Source organism: Nonomuraea sp. NPDC052129, assembly GCF_040680095.1.
Classification (GTDB): Bacteria; Actinomycetota; Actinomycetes; order Streptosporangiales; family Streptosporangiaceae; genus Nonomuraea.
This window is the reverse complement of record NZ_JBFAVX010000006.1, coordinates 300,542-321,102: the sequence shown is the minus strand read 5'-3', so window position 1 is coordinate 321,102 and position 20,561 is coordinate 300,542. Positions and strand designations below refer to the sequence as shown.

The window sequence follows — 20,561 nt, the reverse complement described above, 5'->3', positions numbered from 1 at the left end:
GATCCACCGCCCTAGCGTTGATGTCATGAACGCCATCGTGTTCGACCACGTCAGCAAGGACTACGGGGACGTCCTTGCCGTCGATGATGTGTCCCTGGAGATAGAGCCCGGCAAGACCGTGGCCCTGCTCGGCCCCAACGGCGCGGGCAAGTCGACCTCCATCAACATGCTGCTCGGCCTGCTGCGGCCCTCCAAGGGGACGGTCAGCGTGTACGGCCGCACTCCCCGCCAGGCGGTCGCGGCCGGCCAGATGGGCGCCATGCTGCAGAGCGGCCAGCTCATCCCCGAGCTGACGGTCCAGGAGCTCATCGACCTGGTCCGCAACCTGTACCCCCAGCCGCTGGACCTGGAGGAGATCCTCAAGCTGGCCGACCTCACCGACCTGGTGAAGCGGCGCGCGAACAAGCTGTCGGGCGGCCAGTCCCAGCGCGTCAGGTTCGCCCTGGCGATCGCGGGCGCGCCCAAGACGCTGCTGCTGGACGAGCCGACCGCGGCCATGGACGTGGAGTCCCGGCTGCGGTTCTGGGAGAGCATGCGCGCGTACGCGGCGGGCGGGCGGACCGTGCTGTTCGCCACGCACTACCTGGAGGAGGCCGACGAGCACTCCGACCGGGTGATCGTCATCGCCAGGGGCATGGTGGTCGCCGACGGCACCGCCGCGCAGATCAAGGCGGGCGTCGGCGGGCAGGTCATCCGCTTCACCCTCGGCGAGCAGCCCGCGGCCGGGCTCGACCTGCTGCCCGGCGTCACGGCGGTCGAGATCGCCGCGGGCACGGCCACGCTGCGTACCTCCGACGCCGACGCGACCCTCGCCGGCCTCTACCGGGGCACCACGCTCGACGTGCGCGGCCTCCACCTCGCCGGCGCCGACCTAGAGGACGCCTTCCTCGCCCTCACCAGGGAGTCCTGATGCTCTACTACGCCAAGACCGAGGCGCTGCGGATGCTGCGCAACCGCCGGTACATCATCTTCGTGGTGCTGTTCCCCGTCGTGTTCTACCTGATCAACGCCAACATCTACGGCACCCAGACGGACTCGGCCGGCGTGCGGATGAGCACCTACCTGCTGGTGTCGATGGCCGCCTACGGCGCGCTCGCCTCGTCCATGATGAGCTCGGCCGTGCCCTGGGCGCAGGAGCGCCAGTCCGGCTGGCTGCGTCAGCTGCAGATCACCCCGCTGCCGAGCTGGGCGATCATCGTCACCAAGCTCGGCGCCGCGATGGTCCTCGTGCTGCCGTCCCTGCTGCTGGTCAGCGTGGCGGCCGTGCTGCAGCAGGGCGTGTCGATGCCCGCCGGGCAGTGGGTGGCGCTGCTGCTGTCGCTGTGGGTGGGGGCGATCCCGTTCATCGCGCTCGGGTTGTTCATCGGCTCCCTGCTGAGCGCCGACGCCGCCCAGCCCGCCGCGATGATCTGTATGTTCGCCCTGTCGCTGCTCGGCGGCCTCTGGTTTCCCATCGACGCCATCGGCGGCACGATGCGGACCATCGCCGGCTTCATGCCCTCCTACCACTACGCCAGCCTCGGCTGGAACGTGATCGCGGGCCACGGCGTGTCCATGTCCGACGCGCTGATCGTGGTGGCGTGGGGGATCGTGCTCGGCGGCGCGGCCGCCTACGCCTACCGGCGGGCTACTGTTCGGGCATGAACTGGGCCAATCTGCTGACCTTCGGCGGGACGAGAGGAGACTCGTCCCGCTACCGGCGGTTGTTCGGGATCAGCTTCGGAATGGTCTACCTGATCTTCCCGGTGGCGGAGATCCTGAGCGGGGAGTTCACCGGGGCCAAGGTCGTCTGGGCGTGGCTGTCGCTGATCGCGTTCGTGGTCTCGTACCTGGCGACGGTCCTGAGCCCGCGCAGCATGAAGGAGCGGTCGCGGTCGACGTACCCGCTGCTCGCCCTCACCACGGCGCAGGTGGTGGCCGGCGCGTTCGTCTTCGGCGGCGGCTGGCTGGCCCTGCCCATCTACTCCACGGTGCTCTTCGCCATGATCCTGCCGCCCCGGCGGGCGCTCTTCGGCATCGCCGGAATGCTGGCGATCGTCGTCGGCGCTGGGCTGCTGCACCATTCCGACGAGACCACCCTCGCCATTCTGGGGCTGGAGGTGGTCACGCTGGGCGCGCTGTTCATCGGCGTACGCAACACCAGGCTGCTGGCCATGCAGCTCCGCGACGCGCAGGGCGAGGTGGCCCGGCTCGCCGCGGCGGACGAGCGGCTGCGCATCGCCCGCGACCTGCACGACCTGCTCGGCCACAGCCTGTCGCTGATCGTGCTCAAGAGCGAGCTGGCCGGGCGGCTGGCCGAGGACTCCCCGAAGGTGCTCCAGGAGATCCACGACATCGAGTCCGTCGCCAGGAAGGCGCTGACGGAGGTGCGCGAGGCCGTCACCGGCTACCGGCAGCGCAGCCTGCCGGAAGAGCTCGACAACGCCAGGGCCGTGCTGCGGGCGGCGGGCGTGGAGCCGCTGGTGCGGGTCTCGGGCACGCCGCTGCCCGGCCTGCTCGACGGCCTGTTCGGCTGGGCGGTACGCGAGGGCACCACCAACGTCGTACGGCACGCGCGGGCGCGTCGCTGCCGGATCGAGGTGACGCACGACGGCGAACACGCCATCCTGGAGATCATGGACGATGGGCAGGGCGAGGAGCCGGTCCGGCTCGGCAGTGGTTTACAGGGGCTGACCGAACGGGTGCGCGAAGCGGGCGGGTACGTCGAGGTGGGCCCCGGGGCCAAGGCGGGCTTCCGGCTGCGGGTGCTGGTCCCCGTGGGAGCGGCGGCGTGATCCGCGTGATCCTGGCCGAGGACCAGGCCATGGTACGCGGCGCCCTGGCGTCGCTGCTCGGCCTGGAGCCCGACATCGAGGTCGTCGGCGAGGCGGCCGACGGCGAGGCGGCCGTGGCCGTCGCGGTCCAGAAACTCCCTGACATCGCGCTGCTCGACATCGAGATGCCCATCATGGACGGCCTCAGCGCGAGCGCCGAGATCACCTCACAGGTGCCCGGCTGCCGGGTGATGATCCTGACCACGTTCGGCCGTCCCGGTTACCTGCGGACCGCCATGGAGGCGGGGGCGGTGGCCTTCCTGGTCAAGGACAGCCCGGCCCGGGAGCTGGCGGCGGCGATCAGGCGCGTACACGCGGGGGAGCGCGTCATCGACCCGGGCCTGGCGGCGGCGGCGCTCAGCGCGGGGCCCAATCCGCTGTCGGCGCGCGAGCGGGACGTGCTGGCGGCTGCAGTGGACGGCTCGACCATCGGCGACATCGCCCGGCACCTGCACCTGTCGGAGGGCACCGTACGCAACTACCTGTCGTCGGCCATCCAGAAGACGCATGCCCGCAACCGCATCGAGGCGGTCCAGCGTGCCAAGTCACAGGGGTGGCTCTGAGGCGGGTTATCCAGAATTGATCATCCTGCCCAGGCCACGTGCCGGATGAGGTCCGACACCCGCACGATGCCCAGGCAGCGGTTCAGCTCGTCGGTCACCACCAGGTCGTCGTAGACGCGGCCGGGGTCCTGGCCCGCCGCCCGCATGGCCGCCACGGCCGGGGTGGTCTTCGGCACCGTGCGCGGCGGGTCCGCCAGTCGCTGGGCGGGCTTCGCGCCGTGCAGCGCGTGCCCGTAGCGGGCCGCGAACGACAGCAGGAACCGGCTGCGGTCGAGGCTCCCCTTGGGCCGCTGGTACTCGTCCACCAGGATCACACTGGTGATCGACGGCTCCTGCCCGAACGCCGCCACCACCTCCTCCGCCTTGGCCCCGGCGGGCAGCGTCACGGCGGGCAGCAGGAACTCCTGCACGCGCGGCCCGAGCTGTACCGTGTCTGACGGCTCCTCGGTGGGCGGGAGCGGCACCCGTACCTTCCCATCGGGTCCCGGGCTCAGCAGCGGCCCGCAGGCCAGCCGCACCTCCCAGCCGCGCACCGCGGCCAGCTGCGCCTCACGCTCGACCCCCGAGACCAGCGCGTGCGCGCCGAGGCCGCGGGCCAGCGCCACGACCGACCGCGCCACCGCCGCCGGCCGGCGGTCGCCCGGCAGCCCTCCGATGGGCTCCGGGGCCAGGGCCAGCAGGTACGGGGAGGCGTCGGCGATGATGTCGAGCGGCACGCTCTCCGCGCCCACGTCGGCGAAGCCCAGCAGGTAGCCGAGGTTGCGCAGCCCGTTGAGCGTCACGTTCAGCACCGGCCGGTCGGCGGGCCCGCACGGGCCGGTGAGCAGCACGATGGCCTCGCGCGGGTGCCTGCCCGACCGCCGCAGCGCCTCGTGCAGGGGAGCCAGCGCCCCCGCGCCTCCCAGGACGATCCGCATGGGCAGCTCCAGTACGACGGGCAGCGGGTCGGGGCGGAGGTAGCCCGCCGCGTCGATGACCGCCGGGCGCGCGATGACGGCTCCCGTGTCGAGGTCCACCACGGGGCTGGTGAGCAGGGAGGACACGTAGCGATGATGGGCTTGTGTCGGGTTCGGCAGAAGTGACTTGAAACGAAATTCACCGATATTTCGTTCAGAGTTCCCGGCCCTCGGGGAGGGGTGGGCGCGCACCCTGGCCGGCTGGCTTTTCGGGCACGCGGGCTCCGGCCCCCGGTCGGCTAACCTTCCCCCCATGAGCGCGCGACCGGCCAAGGGCGGCGGACGGTGGGTGTCCGTCGTGCCCGAGCGCGTGCACCCGTGGATCGACGGCTTCGCCGATCGGCACGGTCCGTTCGAGGCCACCGGTGACGAGCTGGTCGTACGCCTGGTGGCCGCCGACGGGGCGCTGGCGGAGCTGCACGTGCCCTTCCCGCCCCTGCCGCTCGGGCCACCGTACGTGACCAGGCTCGTCACCCACGCGCGGGCCGAGCGGCGCGTGGGGGTGATCCTGGTACGGATGGGCGGCTACGCGACCGGCATGTTCCACGGGTCGCGGCTGGTGGTGTCCAAGGTCGGGTCCCGCCTGGTCCAGGGGCGTACCGCGGCGGGCGGGTGGTCGCAGCAGCGCTTCGCCAGACGCCGCCAGAACCAGGCGGACCAGGCCTTCGAGGCGGCGGCCGAGACCGTGGTGCGCGTCCTGTCGCCGTGCCTGGGCGAGCTGGACGCGGTCGTGCTCGGCGGCGATCGCCGGGCCGTGGACGCGCTGCGCGCCGACCGGCGTCTGGCCGGCCTGCTGGCGCTGGAGACGGAGCCGTTCCTCGTCGTCCCCGACCCGAAGCTGGCCGTACTCAAGGACACGCCCGCGCTGTTCCGCGCGGTACGCATCCGCGTGGTGGACCCACCCACCACGGGCGGGGAATCTTAAGCGACATCGTCCGTCGGGGGGTGAGCGGTGACCCCTGAGAATAACGCCCGTCGGGGAAGCACTGACCGTGAGTGTATGCTCGCCGGAAGATCGGTGTCTTGAGTCGATTCAAAAAGATCATGAGTAAGGCTATGATAAGCCGCGTTCAACAATGGAGCGGCCTCGTGAGGATCAATGTCGACCACGAACATCAAGGAGGTCGCGCAGCGGGCACGCGTCTCCGTGGGCACTGTGAGCAACGTGCTCAACCGCCCCGAGATCGTCTCCCCCGCCACGCGTAAGCGCGTCTTCGACGCGATCCGCGAGCTGGGCTTCGTCCGCAATGAGGTGGCCCGCCACCTGCGGGTCGGCCGCAGCCGCACGGTCGGCCTGGTCGTGCTCGACGTGGCCAACCCGTTCTTCGCCGACGTCGCGCAAGGCGCCGACGCCCTGGCGGACGAGCACGACACCATGGTGGTGCTGTGCAACAGCGCCGCCGACCCGGCCCGCGAGCTGCGCCATCTCGACCAGCTCGAACAGCAGCGGGTCATGGGCATACTGATCACGCCGGTCGACGCGAGCAGCCCGAGACTGGCGGAGCTCGCCGCCAGGGGTACGCCCGTGGTGCTCGTCGACAGCGCGGCCACCGGGCTCCAGTGCTCGGTGGCGGTCGACGATCGGCTCGGCGGCCACATCGCCGGAGTTCATCTGATCGAGCGGGGACACCGCAAGATCCTGTTCGTCGGCGGGCCGCGGTCGATCAAGCAGGTGGGGGACCGGCATTTAGGGATCACGAGCGCCGTCTCCGAGGCGCGGGACACCGAGCCGGGTGGGGGAGTCGAGCCCGGCGGCGGGCCGGGTGGCGGGGTCGAGCTGATCGCCTGGTTCATGCCCGCGCTGAGCGTGGCCCACGGGCGGATCGCGGGCGAGCGGGTGGCGGCGCTGCCTGTCGAGGAGCGGCCGACGGCCGCCTTCTGCGCCAACGACCTGCTCGCCCTGGGATTCCTGCAGGCCATGGCCGCGCACGGGTTGCGGGTTCCGCATGACATGGCGATCGTCGGCTACGACGACATCGACTTCGCCGCGGCGGCGACCGTGCCCCTGTCGTCGGTCGGCCAGCCGCGCGAGCTGCTCGGGCGTACGGCCATAGACCTGCTGCTGGAGGAGGTGGCGGAGCCCGAGCTGCACCGGCACCGGCAGGTCATCTTCCAGCCGGACCTGGTGGTGCGGCAGTCCAGCGACCTGCACAGGAGCCCACCTTGACAGATACCGCAACCCGGTCGCCGGCCCCCGACGACCCGCACAGGAGCCCACCTTGACGGAGATCTACCGCAACCCGCTAGCCGGCCCCGACGACCTGGCGGGATTCCGGCTGGAGGGGGACGGGGCGACGACGTTCCCGATGGGGCGGATGCGGCTGGAGAGCCTCAGACCGCCCGCTGACGGGCAGGCGGCCAACGTGGTGCTGTGGTGCCCCGAGGAGCTGCCCGCCGACGTACGGATCGAATGGGACTTCTGGCCGGTCAGGGAGCCGGGGCTGTGCATCATGTTCTTCCATGCCCGCGGCCGGCGTGGTGAGGATCTGTTCGATCCGGGCCTCGCGCCGCGTAACGGGCCGTACGAGCAGTATCACCACGGCGACATCGATGCCTACCACGTGTCCTATTTCCGGCGGATGTGGTCGTCGGAGCGCGCTCTGCACACCTGCAATCTGCGTAAGAGCCACGGGTTTCACCTGGTCACGCAGGGTGCCGACCCGCTGCCCGCGGCGCTGGACGCCGTCGGGCCGTACGCCGTGCGCCTGGACGTCCTGGGCGGCGAGATCACCTTCTCGATCAACGATGTGGTCTCGTTCCGCTGGACGGACAACGGGAGTACGGGTGGTCCCGCGCTGCGTGGCGGCAAGATCGGATTCCGGCAGATGGCCCCGATGATCGGGGAGTATGCGAATCTGCGGGTTTCACGTCATTGACATTGAGTCGATTCAACACTAATTTCGCACCAACCGCCGTTCACCCGTACGAAACGGACTAGGAACTGCGGCGCAACACTCCACCCCCGTGTCCGCGCACACGCCACGAGAAGGTGGTGCCGGATGAACCATCCCGCCACGTCGATCAGAATTCAAGCTGCCTGCTCAGAGCTCATCTGGGCGGCCCGGCTGAACCTCCTCTGGATCGTGTTCACCCTCCTGGGTGGCGTGATCCTCGGGCTCGGGCCCGCCACCGTCGCCGCCTACACGCTGGCCCGGCGGCACAGCCAAGGTGAATCGTTTCAGGCTTGGCGGGAATTCTGGACCGTCTACCGGCGGGAGTTCGTCCGCGCCTCGCTGCTGGTCCTGCCGGTGGCGGTGATCGGCACCGTCCTTGTGGGCAACTACCTGTACCTCTCCGCTCTCGGGCCCGGCTCGGAAGCGTTGCGGATCGCGACCTTGGTGGCGATGGTGGCGCTGGCCGGGGTGGGGACCTATCTCGGGCCGCTCTACGCGCACTATGAGCTACCGCTGTGGGCCTACCTGCCCAAAGCGTCGCTGTTAGCGCTCACTCGGCCGGCCTCGTCAGTGGTGCTGTTGTTCGCGCTCGCAACCATCGTCTTCGTGACCTCGGCGGCGCCCGTTCTCACCGCGGTGATCAGCATCGGTGCGTGGATCTATCTCAACACGTGGCTCTGCCTGCGTTTCTTCGAGGAGAACGAGGCGCGCCTGCATTCGAAAGGGAACTCATGAGCGCATCTCGTCGCCGGCTCGTCGCCGGTGCACTAACGCTGACGGCGGCGCTACTCGCGTCCGCGTGCTCCAGCGGCGGTGGGGGCAGTGAGGCCGACAGTGGCACGGTGACCATGATGGTCCCGCTGTTCGGCACGGCCCCCGACCCCAAGGGCGAGATGCAGCAGGCGGTCGAAAAGCTCGTCGGCAAGAAGCTCCAGATCACCTGGGTGCCCAACGCCGACTACAACGACAAGACCAACGTCACGCTGGCCTCGGACAAGATGCCGCAGATCATGGTCATCCAGGGCGACAAGACCTCGTCGTTCGTCCGCGCCGCCCAGGCTGGGGCGTTCTGGGACCTGACCGACAAGCTGGACAAGTATCCGAACCTGAAGAACCGGGACGCGCAGACGGTCCGGAACTCCTCCACCAACGGCAAGATCTACGGCATCTACCGCATCCGTCCCCTGCTCCGCTCGGCCGTAGTGATCAACAAGCAGTGGATGGACAAGCTCGGGCTGAAGACGCCTGAGACCGTCGACGACCTCTATGACGTCGCCAAGGCGTTCACCGAGAAGGACCCCGACGGCAACGGCAAGAAGGACACCTACGGACTGATCATCCCGAAGTGGCCGTCCCCGCAGTACGCCAGCTCCAGCCCGTACGACGTGATCGAGACCTGGTTCGGCGCCCCGAACGGCTGGGGTGAGCGGGGCGGCAAGCTCGTCCCCGGCTTCGACACCCCCGAGTTCATCGAGGCGAACAAGTTCGTCAAGAAGATGGTCGACGAGGGCCTGGTCAACCCCGACTACGCCACCCTCGACTCGGCCAAGTGGAACGACCCGTTCATCCAGGGCAAGGGCGGCATCATCGTCGACGTCAACGTCCGTGGCACCAACCTCCTCGACCTGCTCAAGGAGCAGAACCCCAACGACTTCGACAAGGTCCTCACGGTCGGCAACCTCAAGCGCTCGGACGGCAAGAAGTTCTCCTCCCCGTTCACCGGCTACAACGGCGTCATCGCCATCCCGCGGCAGAGCGTGCAGACCGAGCAGCAACTCGATGAAGTGCTGACGGTCCTGAACAAGATGGCCTCCAAGGAGGGCGGGATCCTGCTGAGCAACGGGCTCGAGGGCCGCAACTTCAAGGTCCAGGACGGCTACGCCGCCCGCGTCAACCAGGACGACCCCAAGGTCAAGCAGATCCAGCAGGACGTGGACAAGGCGTTCATCCAGCTCGGCACCACGGCCAGCGTCGGCCTCGGCGCCTACCCGGACCTGTACCCGGACAAGCCGCACCAGGACCAGGTCAAGCTGCGCACCAAGCTGGCCGAGGAGGACCTGAAGACCGCCGTGCACAACCCGGCGCTCCCGGTCATGGCGCCCACCACCATCGCCAAGGGCCAGACCCTCGACCCGATCATCACCGACGCCCGGATCAAGTTCATCTCCGGCGCGATCGACGAGGCGGGGCTGAAGGCCGAGATCAAGCGCTGGTACGACAACGGCGGCACCCAGATCGCCGCCGAGACCAACGACCTGGTCTCCAAGCTCGGCAACTGACCTCGCCCAAGGGGCCCGGGACATTCCCGGGCCCCTTCTGTGAAAGGAGGTGGCTGTGGCCACCGACCTGGCGCCGCCTCCCGTGAAGGCGGCCACCAAGCCCGGGCGTCCCCGCGAGAGGCTGACCTTCCGGACCGCCATGCTGCGCTACCGCTGGCTGTACCTGATGCTGCTGCCCGGTCTCGCGTACTTCGTCGTGTTCAAGTACCTGCCGATGTACGGCGTGACCATCGCCTTCCAGGACTTCCTGCCGTTCCTCGGTTACTCCGGCAGCCCGTGGGTCGGCTTCAAGCACTTCGAGGAGCTGTTCAACGGGCCGGACTTCGGCCGCCTGATGTTCAACACGCTCATCCTGGCGCTGCTGACGGCGGTCTTCGTCTTCCCGGCGCCGATCATCGTTGCGCTCATGCTGAACGAGCTGCGGCACAGCGTGCTCAAGCGGTCGATCCAGTCGCTGGTCTACATCCCGCACTTCCTGTCCTGGACGATCGTCGCCTCGCTGACGTACCTGCTGTTCTCCGTGGACTTCGGGGTGATCGCCACCTTCTTCCACGAGCTGCTCGGTGGCAAGAAGGTCGACTATGTGGCCCAGCCCGACTGGTTCCGGCCGATCATCGTCTTCCAGCTGCTGTGGAAGCAGACCGGCTGGGGCACGATCATCTACCTGGCCGCGCTGGCGGGCGTGAACACCGACCTGTACGAGGCGGCCCGCATGGACGGCGCCGGGCGCTTCCGGCAGTTCTGGCATATCACGCTGCCCGCGATCCGGCCCACGATCGTGGTGATGGCCGTCCTGACCTCGGGCCACCTGCTCGACACCGGTTTCGAGCAGATCTGGCTGATGACCGGCGCGCTGAACCGCTCGTCGGCGGACGTGTTCGACACCTTCGTCTACTACATGGGCATCACCCAGGGCGCCTTCAGCTACTCCACGGCCGTCGGCCTGTTCAAGGGACTGGTGGGCGTCCTCCTGATCTTCGGCTCCAACTGGCTGGCCAAGCGCCTCGGCCAGCGTGGACTGTTCTAAGGAGCGCTTGAATGCCCAACCAGTCGCCCACACACCAGCACACGCTCAGCAGCCGCGTGTTCGACGTGCTCAACATCGCCGTGCTGCTGTTCCTGGCGCTGATCACGATCCTGCCGCTGCTGTACGTGCTGGCCGGATCGTTCGCCTCGGAGGCGGAGATCGCCTCGCGGCCGTTCTTCCTGTGGCCGGAGAAGTTCGTCACCACCACCTACGAGTACATCTTCGACTCGGGCACGTTCGTCCGGGCACTGCTCACCACGATCTGCGTGACGGCGGTGGGCACGGTGGTGCAGGTGCTGCTGACGTTCACGATGGCCTACCCGCTGGCCAAGCGGTACCTGCCGGGACGGACACTGGTCCTGAACCTGGTCATCTTCACGCTGGTCTTCACCGGCGGCATGATCCCCACCTACCTGGTGGTTCGGGACCTGGGGCTGCTCGACAGCTACTGGGCGCTGATCCTGCCGCTGGCGATCAACCCGTTCTATCTGATCATCGTGAAGAGCTTCTTCCAGGAGCTGCCGCAGGCGCTGGAAGAAGCGGCGCGCATCGACGGCTGCAACGAGATGGGCGTCTTCTTCAAGATCGTGCTGCCCCTGTCGAAGCCGATCATCGCGACGTTCTCGCTGTTCTACGCGGTGGGCATCTGGAACGACTACATGTCGCCGCTGCTGTACATCGACGACTCCAAGAAGTGGACGCTGCAGGTGCTCGTCAGGCAGCTGACCAGCCCTGACGCCCAGAACGCGATGGCCATGCTGGAGTCGGTGTTCTTCCCCACCCAGGGACTGAAGTTCGCGGTGGTCGTCATCGCGACGCTGCCGATCCTGTTCTTCTACCCGTTCCTGCAGAAGCACTTCTCCAAGGGCGTCCTGCTCGGGTCGGTCAAGGAGTGACCCGCACCGTGCTGCTGGCCGGTGACTCGACGGTCGCCTCCTGCCCGGCGTTCGAGGCGCCGATGTCGGGCTGGGGGGCGCAGCTCGGCGCCCATGTCGGCGGCCCGGTGCGCAACTTCGCCAAAGGTGGCGCCACCACGGCCAGCCACCGGGCGGAAGGGTTGTGGGCGGCGCTCCTGCGGGAGGCCGCCCTCGGCGACGTCGTGGTGCTCCAGTTCGGGCACAACGATCAGAAGGAGCCCGACCTGCCGTACCGCGACAACCTGCGTGTCTTCGTCGAGGAGGCGCGCGGGGTGGGGGCGCTGCCGGTGTTGTGTACGCCGGTGCAGCGGCGCAGGTTCGACGGCGATCGGCTGGTGCCGACGCATGGCGACTATCCCGGGCAGGTGCGTGAGCTGGCGGCGGCCGAGGGTCTGCCGCTGATCGACCTGACCGCCGCGACCACTGAGCTGTACGAGCGGCTCGGCCCCGAGGGCTCCAAGGCCCTGTTCACCCATTTCGCGCCCGGCGAGCACCCGCTCTATCCCGATGGCGTCGCCGACGACACCCACTTCTGCTTTCGCGGCGCCGACGAGGCGGCGGCGATCGTCGCCGGGCGACTCAAGGAGATCTGTTGACCACGCTGAACTGGCTCGACCGGCCCAAGGAACAGGGCGTGACCTGGGGGGTCCCGTGGGCGCGCGGCACGGTGGAGCGCGACTCCCCGTTCGCGCTCACCGACCCCGAGGGCCGCGCGGTGCCGGTGCAGAGCTGGGTGACAGCCACCTGGCCGGACGGGTCGGTCAAGTGGTCGGCGCACGCCATCGGGCCGCAGGCCCAGCCCGCCGCGTCGTACGAACTCGCGGCGGGACCACCGAGCGCCGACCAGGACGATGCGGCGGGGCAACCTGGCACTGTGCCGGAGCGGCCCGTCACCGTCGTCCGTGCGGGCGGCGTGCTGCGGGTCAGCACCGGGCCCGTCATCTGGACGATCGAGGAGGCGGGCGACACGCTGGCCCGCTCCGTCTCCCACGGCTCCCGCGAGATCGCCAGGGACGTCCGCCTGGTCAGCCTCCACCAGGACGGCCCCACCCCGGACGAGGGCGGCACCGTCACCCGCGAGCAGGCCACGGGCATCGTCCGCGAGGTCACCGTCGAGCAGGACGGACCCGTCCGGGCCGTGATCCGCCTGACGGGCGACCACGGCGGCCGGCTGCCGTTCACCGTCCGCCTGTACTTCTACGCGGGCGCCGAGGACGTACGCGTCATGCACACCTTCGTCTGGGACGGCGACCCGGAGCGCGACTTCCTGGCCGGGCTCGGCCTGCGCGCCGACGTGGTCATGCGCGACGAGCTCCACGACCGCCACGTACGGCTGGCCGGACAGGACGGCTTCCTCACCGAGGCGGTACGCGGCCTGACCGGGCTGCGCCGCGACCCGGGGGAAGCCGTACGGCGGGCCCAGGTCGAGGGCAGGCCGTGCGGCCCGATCGGCAACCCCGAGGTGGCCGATCGCCTGCACCTCATCCCCGCGTGGAACGACTACACCCTCGACCAGAGCTCGGCCGACGGCTTCACCCTGCGCAAACGCACCGCCGACGGCCACGCATGGGTGACCGTTCCGTCGGGCACCCGCTCGGCCGGGTACGGCTACCTCGGCGGCGCGAGCGGCGGCCTCGGCTTCGGCCTGCGCGACTTCTGGCGGCTGCACCCGACCCGGCTCGACGTCAGAGGCGCCGCCACGGACCTGGCCACCGCGACCGTCTGGCTCTGGTCGCCCTCCGCGCCCGCCATGGACTTGCGCTTCTACCACGACGGCATGGGCCAGGACACCTTCGCCGAGCAGCTGGAGGGCCTGGAGATCACCTACGAGGACTACGAGCCGGGCTTCGGCCACGCCCAGGGCATCGCGCGTACCCACGAGCTCACGCTGCGCGTCCACGACGCCACGCCGTCATCAGAGGGCCTGGCCGGGCACGCGGACGCGATGAACGAGCCCGCGCTGCTGGCCGCCGCCCCGGAACGCGTCCGCGAGGCGGGCGTGTTCGGCGACTGGGCGCTGCCCGACCGCGCCACGCCCGCCCATGCCGCGATCGAGGACCGGCTGGACCTGCTGTTCGACTTCTACCGGCGCGAGCGGGAGCAGCGCAGGTGGTACGGGTTCTGGGACTACGGCGACGTCATGCACACCTATGACGCCGACCGGCACACCTGGCGCTACGACGTCGGCGGCTACGCCTGGGACAACTCCGAGCTCTCGCCCGATCTGTGGCTCTGGTACCAGTATCTGCGTACGGGACGGGCCGACGTCTTCCGCTTCGCCGAGGCCATGACCCGCCACACCGGCGAGGTCGACGTCTATCACCTCGGCCGCTGGAAGGGCCTGGGCACCAGGCACAACGTGCAGCACTGGGGATGCAGCGCCAAGCAGCTGCGCATCTCCAACGCCGCCTACCGGCGCGTGTTCTACTACCTGACCGCCGACGAGCGCACCGGCGACCTGCTCGACGAGCTGGCCAGGCCCGAGGAGACGTTCCTCGTGATCGACCCCACGCGCAAGGTGCGCGAGGACGTCTACACCCCTGATCCGTCCGCCCTGGCGGTCGGGCTCGGCACCGACTGGGGCGCGCTCGCGGCGGCCTGGCTCACCCGGTGGGAGCGGTACGGCGACGAGCACGCCAAGGACAGACTGCTGGGCACGATGGCCGGCATCGGGGCACTGCCGCGCGGGTTCCTGACCGGCGAGGCCCGCCTCGACCTGGCCACGGGCCGCTTCGACACCTCGCGGGACCAGATCTCCGTCTCCCACCTGTCGTCGGTCTTCGGGCTGCCCGAGATGTGCTCCGAGCTCATCGCGCTCGACCTGGACGTCGCCGGGTTCGAGCAGGCGTGGCTGGACTACTGCCGGCTCTACCTGGCCTCCCCCGAGCGGCAGGCCGCCGAGGTGGGTCACCCGCTGAGCGGCATCTCGCTGGTGCAGGCGCACAGCCGCCTCGCCGCGTACGCCGCGGCTCGCTCAGGCGACGCCGAGCTGGCCGACCTGGCCTGGCGCAAGTTCTTCCTCGACGAGGGCGACCAGCTCAACCGCAACCCCCTGCAGCGCGAGCCGGACTGGCGCCTGACCCGGGTCGAGGGGCCGCACGTCCTGACGCATGTGCTGGAGGCGCCGTTCGTCTCCACCAACGACGCCGCCCAGTACGGCCTGGCCGCGATCCAGAACCTCGCACTGATCGGAGACCACCTGCCGGCCGATTAAGCAGAGGTGGGGCTCCCGGCGAGGGCTCTACACTGATCTGTATGCACACTCCCGATTGACCGGCGTCCCCCACGCCCAACTCTTCTTACCCCTAGCTCGGGAGTGTTCCGTCAATCATGATCATCGCCAGTGACATCGAGCTGCGCGCGGGCGCGCGGCTACTCATAGAGAACGCCTCGTTCCGGGTCAATCCCGGCGACAAGATCGGGCTCGTCGGCCGCAACGGCGCGGGCAAGACCACGCTGACCAAGGTGCTGGCCGGCGAGGGCATGCCCGCCGCCGGCAGCGTCACCACCAGTGGCGCCGTCGGCTACCTGCCGCAGGACCCGCGCACCGGTGACCTGCAGGTGCTCGCCCGCGACCGCATCCTGTCGGCCAGAGGGCTCGACGAGGTGCTGCGCAAGCTGCGCGAGGCCGAGCTCGGCATGTCCTCCGCCGACGTGCGCACCCGCGACAAGGCCGTCAAGCAGTACGGCCGGCTCGAGGACCAGATGCATGTGCTCGGCGGCTACGCGGCCGAGTCCGAGGCCGCCTCCATCGCCTCCAGTCTGGGCCTGCCCGACCGGGTCCTCGGGCAGCCACTGGAAACGCTTTCCGGCGGCCAGCGAAGGCGCGTGGAATTGGCACGCATTCTTTTCAGCGGAGCGGAAACTCTCCTTCTCGACGAGCCGACAAACCACCTAGATGCGGACTCAATCGGGTGGCTTCGTGATTTTTTGCGATCCCATCAGGGCGGCTTGGTGATCATCAGTCACGATGTGGGCCTTCTTGAAGCGACGGTCAACAAGGTGCTGCACCTCGACGCCAACCGCAGTGTGATCGACCACTACAACGTCGGCTGGAAGGCCTATCTGGCGCAGCGCGAGACCGACGAGAAGCGCAGGAAGCGCGAGCGGGCCAACGCCGAGAAGCAGGCGGGCGCGCTGCTGTCGCAGGCCGACAAGATGCGGGCCAAGGCCACCAAGGCCAAGGCCGCTCAAGACATGATGCGCCGCGCGCACCGGCTGCTGGCCGGCACGGAGGAGGAGCGCCAGAGCGACAAGGTCGCCAAGCTGCGCTTTCCCGACCCGCTGCCCTGCGGGCGCACCCCGCTCACGGGCGCGGGCCTGTCCAAGTCCTACGGCTCGCTGGAGGTCTTCACCGACGTCGACGTGGCCATCGACCGAGGTCACCGGGTCGTGATCCTCGGCCTCAACGGCGCGGGCAAGACCACCCTGCTGAGGCTGCTGGGCGGGGTCGAAAAGCCCGACAGCGGCGAGATCAGGCCCGGCCACGGCCTCAAGATCGGCTATTACGCCCAGGAGCACGAGACGCTCGACGGCGAGCGCACCCTGCTGGAGAACATGCGCTCGGCCGGCGACAAGTTCACCGACACCGAGTTGCGCAAGGTCCTCGGCTCCTTCCTGTTCTCCGGTGACGACTCCGACAAGCCGGCGGGCGTGCTGTCCGGCGGCGAGAAGACCCGGCTGGCGCTGGCCATGCTGGTGCTGTCTAGTGCGAACGTACTTCTGCTCGATGAGCCCACGAACAACCTAGATCCGGTCAGCCGCGAGCAAGTTCTGAACGCTCTGAGGTCATATTCAGGAGCGATCGTGCTCGTTACCCATGACGAGGGTGCCGTTGACGCCTTGTCACCGGATAGGGTGATCTTGCTACCAGACGGAACTGAAGACGCGTGGAGCGAGGAATTTTCCGATCTTGTGGCACTTGCCTGATCTTAATTTGGGTGGGTACGGATCTTTTCCCGTGGAGTAGGTAGCCGATCCCGCTGAAATGACTGATCATGGCGGAGTAACGCTGCGGAAGTCCGGCACTACAGGAGGTACTCGTGGCCGAGACACTGAAGAAGGGCACCCGGGTAACCGGGGCCGATCGTGAAAAACTGGCCGGCGATCTCAAGAAGCGCTACGCCGCGGGCGAGAGCATCCGCGCCCTGGCCGCTTCGACCGGTCGGTCTTACGGGTTCATCCACCGCATCCTGAGCGAGTCCGGTGTGACTCTGCGCGGGCGCGGAGGAGCGACCCGAGGCAAGTCCAAGCGCTGACGGCCGCCTCGGAACGTGCGACCGCAGCCGCTCGTCCCAAGTCAGCCGCCGTCGCGCCCGAGTCCCAGAATGACATTCTGTAGGCTCGGGCGCGACGGCTAAGGCAATGAGGGAGCGGGCGATGGCGGAAGCGCAGGCGCCACAGCGTGGGGGGTACACGGAGGACGTCTCTGCCGAAAGGCTGGCGGAGATCGGACTTCGCTTCGAGGTGGACGGTGAGATCGCGACGATCGCGCTGGATCGGCCCAGTAAGCGAAACGCACAGACGTTCGCGACCTGGGCGGCACTGGCTGACATCGGGGGCAACCTGCCTGAGCAGGTGCGCATCGTCGTCGTGAAAGGCGAGGGACCGTCCTTCTCAGCAGGCATCGACCTGCGAATGTTCACGCCCGAGGGAGTGCCCGGACAGGGCTCGTTCAGTTCGGCGGCACAACTCGACACCACAGCGTTCGAGCAGCAGATCAGGAAGGCCCAACAAGGGTTCCTGTGGTTCCGCCGACCGGAGATCGTCTCCATTGCGGCCGTGCAGGGGCACGCGATCGGCGCGGGGTTCCAGCTCGCGCTCGCCTGTGACCTGCGCATCGTGGCCGACGACGTCAAATTCTGCATGAAGGAGCCCGCACTGGGGCTGGTGCCCGATCTGACCGGCACCAAGCCACTGGTCGAGCTGGTGGGGCTGGCCAAGGCGATCGACATCTGCCTGACTTCTAGGACGATCGGGGCGGAGGAGGCCCTGCGGATCGGCCTCGCCGAACGCGTGGTCGCGGCGGATGACCTGGCGCGAGCCGTACAAGACAAGATCGCGGAGCTGCTGTCGACCAACCGGGACGCGGCGGCGGCGACCAAGCGACTCCTCCAGGGAGCGCGGGCGCGCACCCTGGAGGAGCAGAGCGTGGCGGAAGGTGTCGAGCAGGCACGCCGCCTCAAGGCGCTCTTCGGCGCAACCTGAGCGTCGCGCTGACTCGGGAGCCGCTGGGGGTGCCGCGTTGGGCCGGCCCGGCGGCGCCGATGTTTCGCGCTGAGCTGACCCGGGAATCCCACGGGGCTCCCGGGTGCTGAGGCGGGGGAGGAGGACCCCCGAATGGCGATGATGGGAGGGGGCTTCGGCCCCCAGGTATGGGCGTCCCTGCGGCGCGACGGCTCCGTGACCAAGCAGCGGCTCACCCCGGGCACGGTCCGGCGCATCGCGCGCTACGCCAAGCCCTATACCCGGCAGATAACCGCGTTCCTACTGCTGGTGATGGCGGGCGCGGTGATCGTGATCGCCAACCCGCTGCTGATGAAGGCGATCATCGACGACGGCATCCTGCCCAGGCGGAGCGGCGTCGTGGTCGGCCTGGCCCTGGCGATCGCCGCGCTCGCGCTGGTCGACGCGGCTCTCACGCTCGTGCAGCGCTGGTTCTCCGCGCGCATCGGCGAAGGGCTGATCTACGATCTGCGCACCGAGGTGTTCGACCACGTGCAGCGCATGCCGGTGGCGTTCTTCATGCGCGCGCAGACCGGCGCGCTGGTCAGCCGGCTCAACAGCGACGTGATCGGCGCTCAGCGCGCCGTGACCAGCACGCTGTCCTCGGTCGTCAGCAACGTGATCAGCCTGGTCCTGGTGCTGGGCGCGATGCTGGCGCTGTCGTGGCAGGTGACGGTGGTCGCGATGGTGCTGCTGCCGATCTTCATCGTGCCCGCCAAGTGGGTCGGGCGGCGCATGTCCGCGCTGACCCGCGAGCAGATGCAGCTCGACGCCGAGATGAGCTCGGTCACGACCGAGCGGTTCAACGTGGCGGGCGCGATGGTGGCCAAGCTCTACGGCCGCCCCGAGGACGACACCGCCGTCTACAGCTCCCGCGCCGCCAGGGTGCGCGACGTGGGCGTGACGGTCGGCATGTACGGCACCGTGTTCCGGGTCGCGCTCGGCCTGGTCGCGGCGCTGGCCACCGCGCTGGTGTACGGCATCGGCGGTGTGCTGGCCGTCGGCGGCGCCTTCGAGCTGGGCACCCTGGTGGCCCTGGCCGCCCTGCTGATGCGGCTGTACGGGCCGCTCACCTCGCTGTCGAACGTGCAGGTGGACGTGATGACCGCGCTCGTCAGCTTCGACCGGGTCTTCGAGATCCTCGATCTCAAGCCCATGGTGTCGGAGAAGCCGGGCGCGCGGCCGCTGCCGGACGGGCCGGTGACGATCGAGTTCGACGACGTCGAGTTCCGCTACCCGGCGGCCGAGGAGGTGTCGCTGGCCTCCCTGGAGTCGGTGGCCAGGCAGGACACGGGCCCGTCCCAGCAGGTGCTGCGCGGCGTGTCGTTCACGGCCGGGCCCGGCCGGCTCATCGCCCTGGTCGGTCCCTCGGGGGCGGGCAAGACCACGATCACCTCGCTGGTCTCCCGGCTCTACGACGTCAACGAGGGCGCGGTGCGGATCAACGGCCTCGACGTGCGCGAGGCCACGCTCGCCTCGCTGCGCGACACCGTGGGCGTGGTCATGCAGGACGCTCATCTCTTCCATGACACGATCGGGGCCAACCTCCGTTACGCGAGGCCAGGGGCGAGCGATGAGGAGATCTGGGACGCTCTCAGGGCCGCGCAGATAGGTGACCTCATCGAGGCGCTCCCCGACGGGCTGGACACGGTCGTGGGCGACCGCGGCTACCGGCTGTCCGGCGGCGAGAAGCAGCGGCTGGCGCTGGCCAGGCTGCTGCTGAAGGCGCCGCGCGTGGTGGTGCTCGACGAGGCCACCGCGCACCTCGACTCGGAGTCGGAGGCGGCCGTGCAGCAGGCGCTGAAGACCGCGCTGGCCGGTCGCACCTCGCTGGTGATCGCGCACCGGCTCTCGACGATCAGGGAGGCCGACGAGATCCTCGTCGTGCAGGACGGCCGCATCGCCGAGCGGGGCCGCCACGAGGAGCTGCTGGCGCGCGGCGGGCTCTACGCCGAGCTCTACCGCACCCAGTTCAGCGCTTCAGATAGCCCAGTCGCGTGAGCTCCTGCCTGGTGACCTTCTCCACCAGGGTGAGGTCGCCGGGCCGCAGGCGGGTGCGCCAGGAACCGACCTCGGAGACGCGCGGGGCGTACAAGCCGATCTTGGAGACGCGCGTCTCCAGGAACTCGGTGAGCGCCGCCACCGGCTCCGCGGGCCGCTGCACGAGATCCTCGTAGCGCAGCGTGAGGAGCTGGCCGGGTGGCAGCTCCTTGCGGAGCGTGGCGCTGAGCCGTACGGCGCTGCGCCAGCGCAGGGCGCTCTTGCCCGCGGCGGGCATGCCCTTCCAGCGGTCGCGGTGCTCGTCGCGGTTGACGCCGAGGAACGGGTTGGGGAACTCGGTCTCCTCCGACAGCATCACCGGCTTGAACCAGGCCAGGCAGTCGGGGTCGTCGAGCATGTCGGCGACCACGTCGCGGCCGTCGCGGATGAGCTGCACGAACCGGGCGTCGGGGAAGGCCCGGAGCAGCACCGGCGCGCTGTAGAGCAGGTCGGGGCTGCCGTCGCCGAACCTGGTCACCTCGCTCGTGGCCACGCACGGGCCCAAGCTCATCACGCCGCCCGCCTCCCGGCACGCCGCGGCGCACTGGCCGCACGAGCGGGGCAGCACCTGCCACGACTCGGCCAGCGCGTCGCGCAGCACGCGCACGGCCCCCGATGTCTGGCCGATCGACGGCTTGCGGGCGAAGGCGTACACCACGTGGGCGACGGACGCGCGGCCCATCGTGACGTGGAAGCCGGGGGACCGTTTCAGGGCGCGGGCGAGCAGGTCCGCGCCGGAGTGCGGAGCACCGAGCAGGAAGACCGGCCGGCGGACCTTGATGCCGTTGACCACGAGGATGTGGGGCGGAAGTCGCATACGAGAGGTAAGTGTGACACCGTTTGGCGA

At 69.4% G+C, this 20,561-nt stretch carries 19 protein-coding genes; 17 read left to right on the top strand and 2 right to left on the bottom strand.

Annotated elements, in window-relative coordinates; genetic code table 11:
- The first annotated feature begins 25 nt into the window (after positions 1–25).
- The 4 genes from AB0L53_RS17475 to AB0L53_RS17460 are packed head-to-tail and all read left to right on the top strand — an operon-like array spanning position 26 to position 3,376.
- Positions 26–910 carry an ABC transporter ATP-binding protein gene (locus tag AB0L53_RS17475; protein ID WP_363994366.1) on the top strand — a complete coding sequence of 295 codons (885 nt, stop codon included), beginning with the start codon at positions 26–28 and terminating at the stop codon, positions 908–910.
- The gene (locus AB0L53_RS17470) at positions 910–1,644 is read left to right on the top strand and encodes an ABC transporter permease (RefSeq protein WP_358540553.1); all 735 of its coding nucleotides are present in this window, start codon (positions 910–912) and stop codon (positions 1,642–1,644) included. The genes AB0L53_RS17475 and AB0L53_RS17470 overlap by 1 nt, the downstream gene beginning before the upstream one ends.
- The gene (locus tag AB0L53_RS17465; RefSeq protein ID WP_363994363.1) at positions 1,641–2,774 is read left to right on the top strand and encodes a sensor histidine kinase; all 1,134 of its coding nucleotides are present in this window, start codon (positions 1,641–1,643) and stop codon (positions 2,772–2,774) included. The genes AB0L53_RS17470 and AB0L53_RS17465 overlap by 4 nt, the downstream gene beginning before the upstream one ends.
- Complete coding sequence (locus AB0L53_RS17460; RefSeq protein WP_363994360.1) at positions 2,771–3,376, top strand: response regulator transcription factor; 606 nt, start codon at positions 2,771–2,773, stop codon at positions 3,374–3,376. The genes AB0L53_RS17465 and AB0L53_RS17460 overlap by 4 nt, the downstream gene beginning before the upstream one ends.
- A gap of 20 nt (positions 3,377–3,396) precedes the next feature.
- On the opposite strand, the gene AB0L53_RS17455 is transcribed toward AB0L53_RS17460, so the two are convergent.
- Positions 3,397–4,419: an EAL domain-containing protein gene (locus tag AB0L53_RS17455; RefSeq protein WP_363994357.1), complete on the bottom strand. Its 1,023-nt coding sequence runs from the start codon at positions 4,417–4,419 to the stop codon at positions 3,397–3,399.
- 166 nt (positions 4,420–4,585) lie between these two features.
- On the opposite strand from AB0L53_RS17455, the gene AB0L53_RS17450 reads away from it, so the two are divergent.
- The 13 genes from AB0L53_RS17450 (at position 4,586) to AB0L53_RS17390 (ending at position 19,675) form a co-directional block, all read left to right on the top strand.
- On the top strand, positions 4,586–5,257 hold the full coding sequence (locus AB0L53_RS17450) for an acVLRF1 family peptidyl-tRNA hydrolase (protein ID WP_363994354.1): 672 nt from the start codon (positions 4,586–4,588) through the stop codon (positions 5,255–5,257).
- A gap of 174 nt (positions 5,258–5,431) precedes the next feature.
- On the top strand, positions 5,432–6,499 hold the full coding sequence (locus tag AB0L53_RS17445; RefSeq protein ID WP_363994351.1) for a LacI family DNA-binding transcriptional regulator: 1,068 nt from the start codon (positions 5,432–5,434) through the stop codon (positions 6,497–6,499).
- 52 nt (positions 6,500–6,551) lie between these two features.
- Complete coding sequence (locus AB0L53_RS17440; protein WP_363994348.1) at positions 6,552–7,208, top strand: DUF1961 family protein; 657 nt, start codon at positions 6,552–6,554, stop codon at positions 7,206–7,208.
- Positions 7,209–7,331: 123 nt separating this feature from the next.
- Positions 7,332–7,961, top strand: coding sequence for a DUF624 domain-containing protein (locus AB0L53_RS17435; protein WP_363994345.1), 630 nt, complete (start codon positions 7,332–7,334; stop codon positions 7,959–7,961).
- Positions 7,958–9,505, top strand: coding sequence for an extracellular solute-binding protein (locus AB0L53_RS17430; protein ID WP_363994342.1), 1,548 nt, complete (start codon positions 7,958–7,960; stop codon positions 9,503–9,505). Before AB0L53_RS17435 ends, AB0L53_RS17430 begins: the two co-directional genes overlap by 4 nt.
- Positions 9,506–9,560: 55 nt before the next feature.
- Entirely contained in the window at positions 9,561–10,532 is a 972-nt protein-coding gene (locus AB0L53_RS17425) for an ABC transporter permease subunit (protein WP_225291348.1), read from the top strand.
- Positions 10,533–10,543: 11 nt separating this feature from the next.
- Positions 10,544–11,428 carry a carbohydrate ABC transporter permease gene (locus AB0L53_RS17420; RefSeq protein ID WP_225291347.1) on the top strand — a complete coding sequence of 295 codons (885 nt, stop codon included), beginning with the start codon at positions 10,544–10,546 and terminating at the stop codon, positions 11,426–11,428.
- Positions 11,425–12,045 carry a rhamnogalacturonan acetylesterase gene (locus AB0L53_RS17415; RefSeq protein ID WP_363994338.1) on the top strand — a complete coding sequence of 207 codons (621 nt, stop codon included), beginning with the start codon at positions 11,425–11,427 and terminating at the stop codon, positions 12,043–12,045. Before AB0L53_RS17420 ends, AB0L53_RS17415 begins: the two co-directional genes overlap by 4 nt.
- Positions 12,042–14,663: a Tat pathway signal sequence domain protein gene (locus tag AB0L53_RS17410; protein WP_363994335.1), complete on the top strand. Its 2,622-nt coding sequence runs from the start codon at positions 12,042–12,044 to the stop codon at positions 14,661–14,663. Before AB0L53_RS17415 ends, AB0L53_RS17410 begins: the two co-directional genes overlap by 4 nt.
- 116 nt (positions 14,664–14,779) lie before the next feature.
- A complete protein-coding gene (locus tag AB0L53_RS17405) occupies positions 14,780–16,378 on the top strand; it encodes an ABC-F family ATP-binding cassette domain-containing protein (RefSeq protein ID WP_358540582.1) in 1,599 nt (532 codons plus the stop codon).
- Between the two features lie 113 nt (positions 16,379–16,491).
- Entirely contained in the window at positions 16,492–16,707 is a 216-nt protein-coding gene (locus AB0L53_RS17400; protein ID WP_020547488.1) for a helix-turn-helix domain-containing protein, read from the top strand.
- A 121-nt stretch (positions 16,708–16,828) separates the two neighbouring features.
- A complete protein-coding gene (locus AB0L53_RS17395; RefSeq protein ID WP_363994332.1) occupies positions 16,829–17,656 on the top strand; it encodes an enoyl-CoA hydratase/isomerase family protein in 828 nt (275 codons plus the stop codon).
- Between the two features lie 132 nt (positions 17,657–17,788).
- The gene (locus AB0L53_RS17390) at positions 17,789–19,675 is read left to right on the top strand and encodes an ABC transporter ATP-binding protein (RefSeq protein ID WP_363994329.1); all 1,887 of its coding nucleotides are present in this window, start codon (positions 17,789–17,791) and stop codon (positions 19,673–19,675) included.
- Here the strand turns inward: AB0L53_RS17390 and AB0L53_RS17385 are convergent.
- The gene (locus AB0L53_RS17385; protein ID WP_363994327.1) at positions 19,647–20,531 is read right to left on the bottom strand and encodes a sulfotransferase; all 885 of its coding nucleotides are present in this window, start codon (positions 20,529–20,531) and stop codon (positions 19,647–19,649) included. The two genes, AB0L53_RS17390 and AB0L53_RS17385, sit on opposite strands and share 29 nt — an antisense overlap.
- Positions 20,532–20,561: the final 30 nt, after the last annotated feature.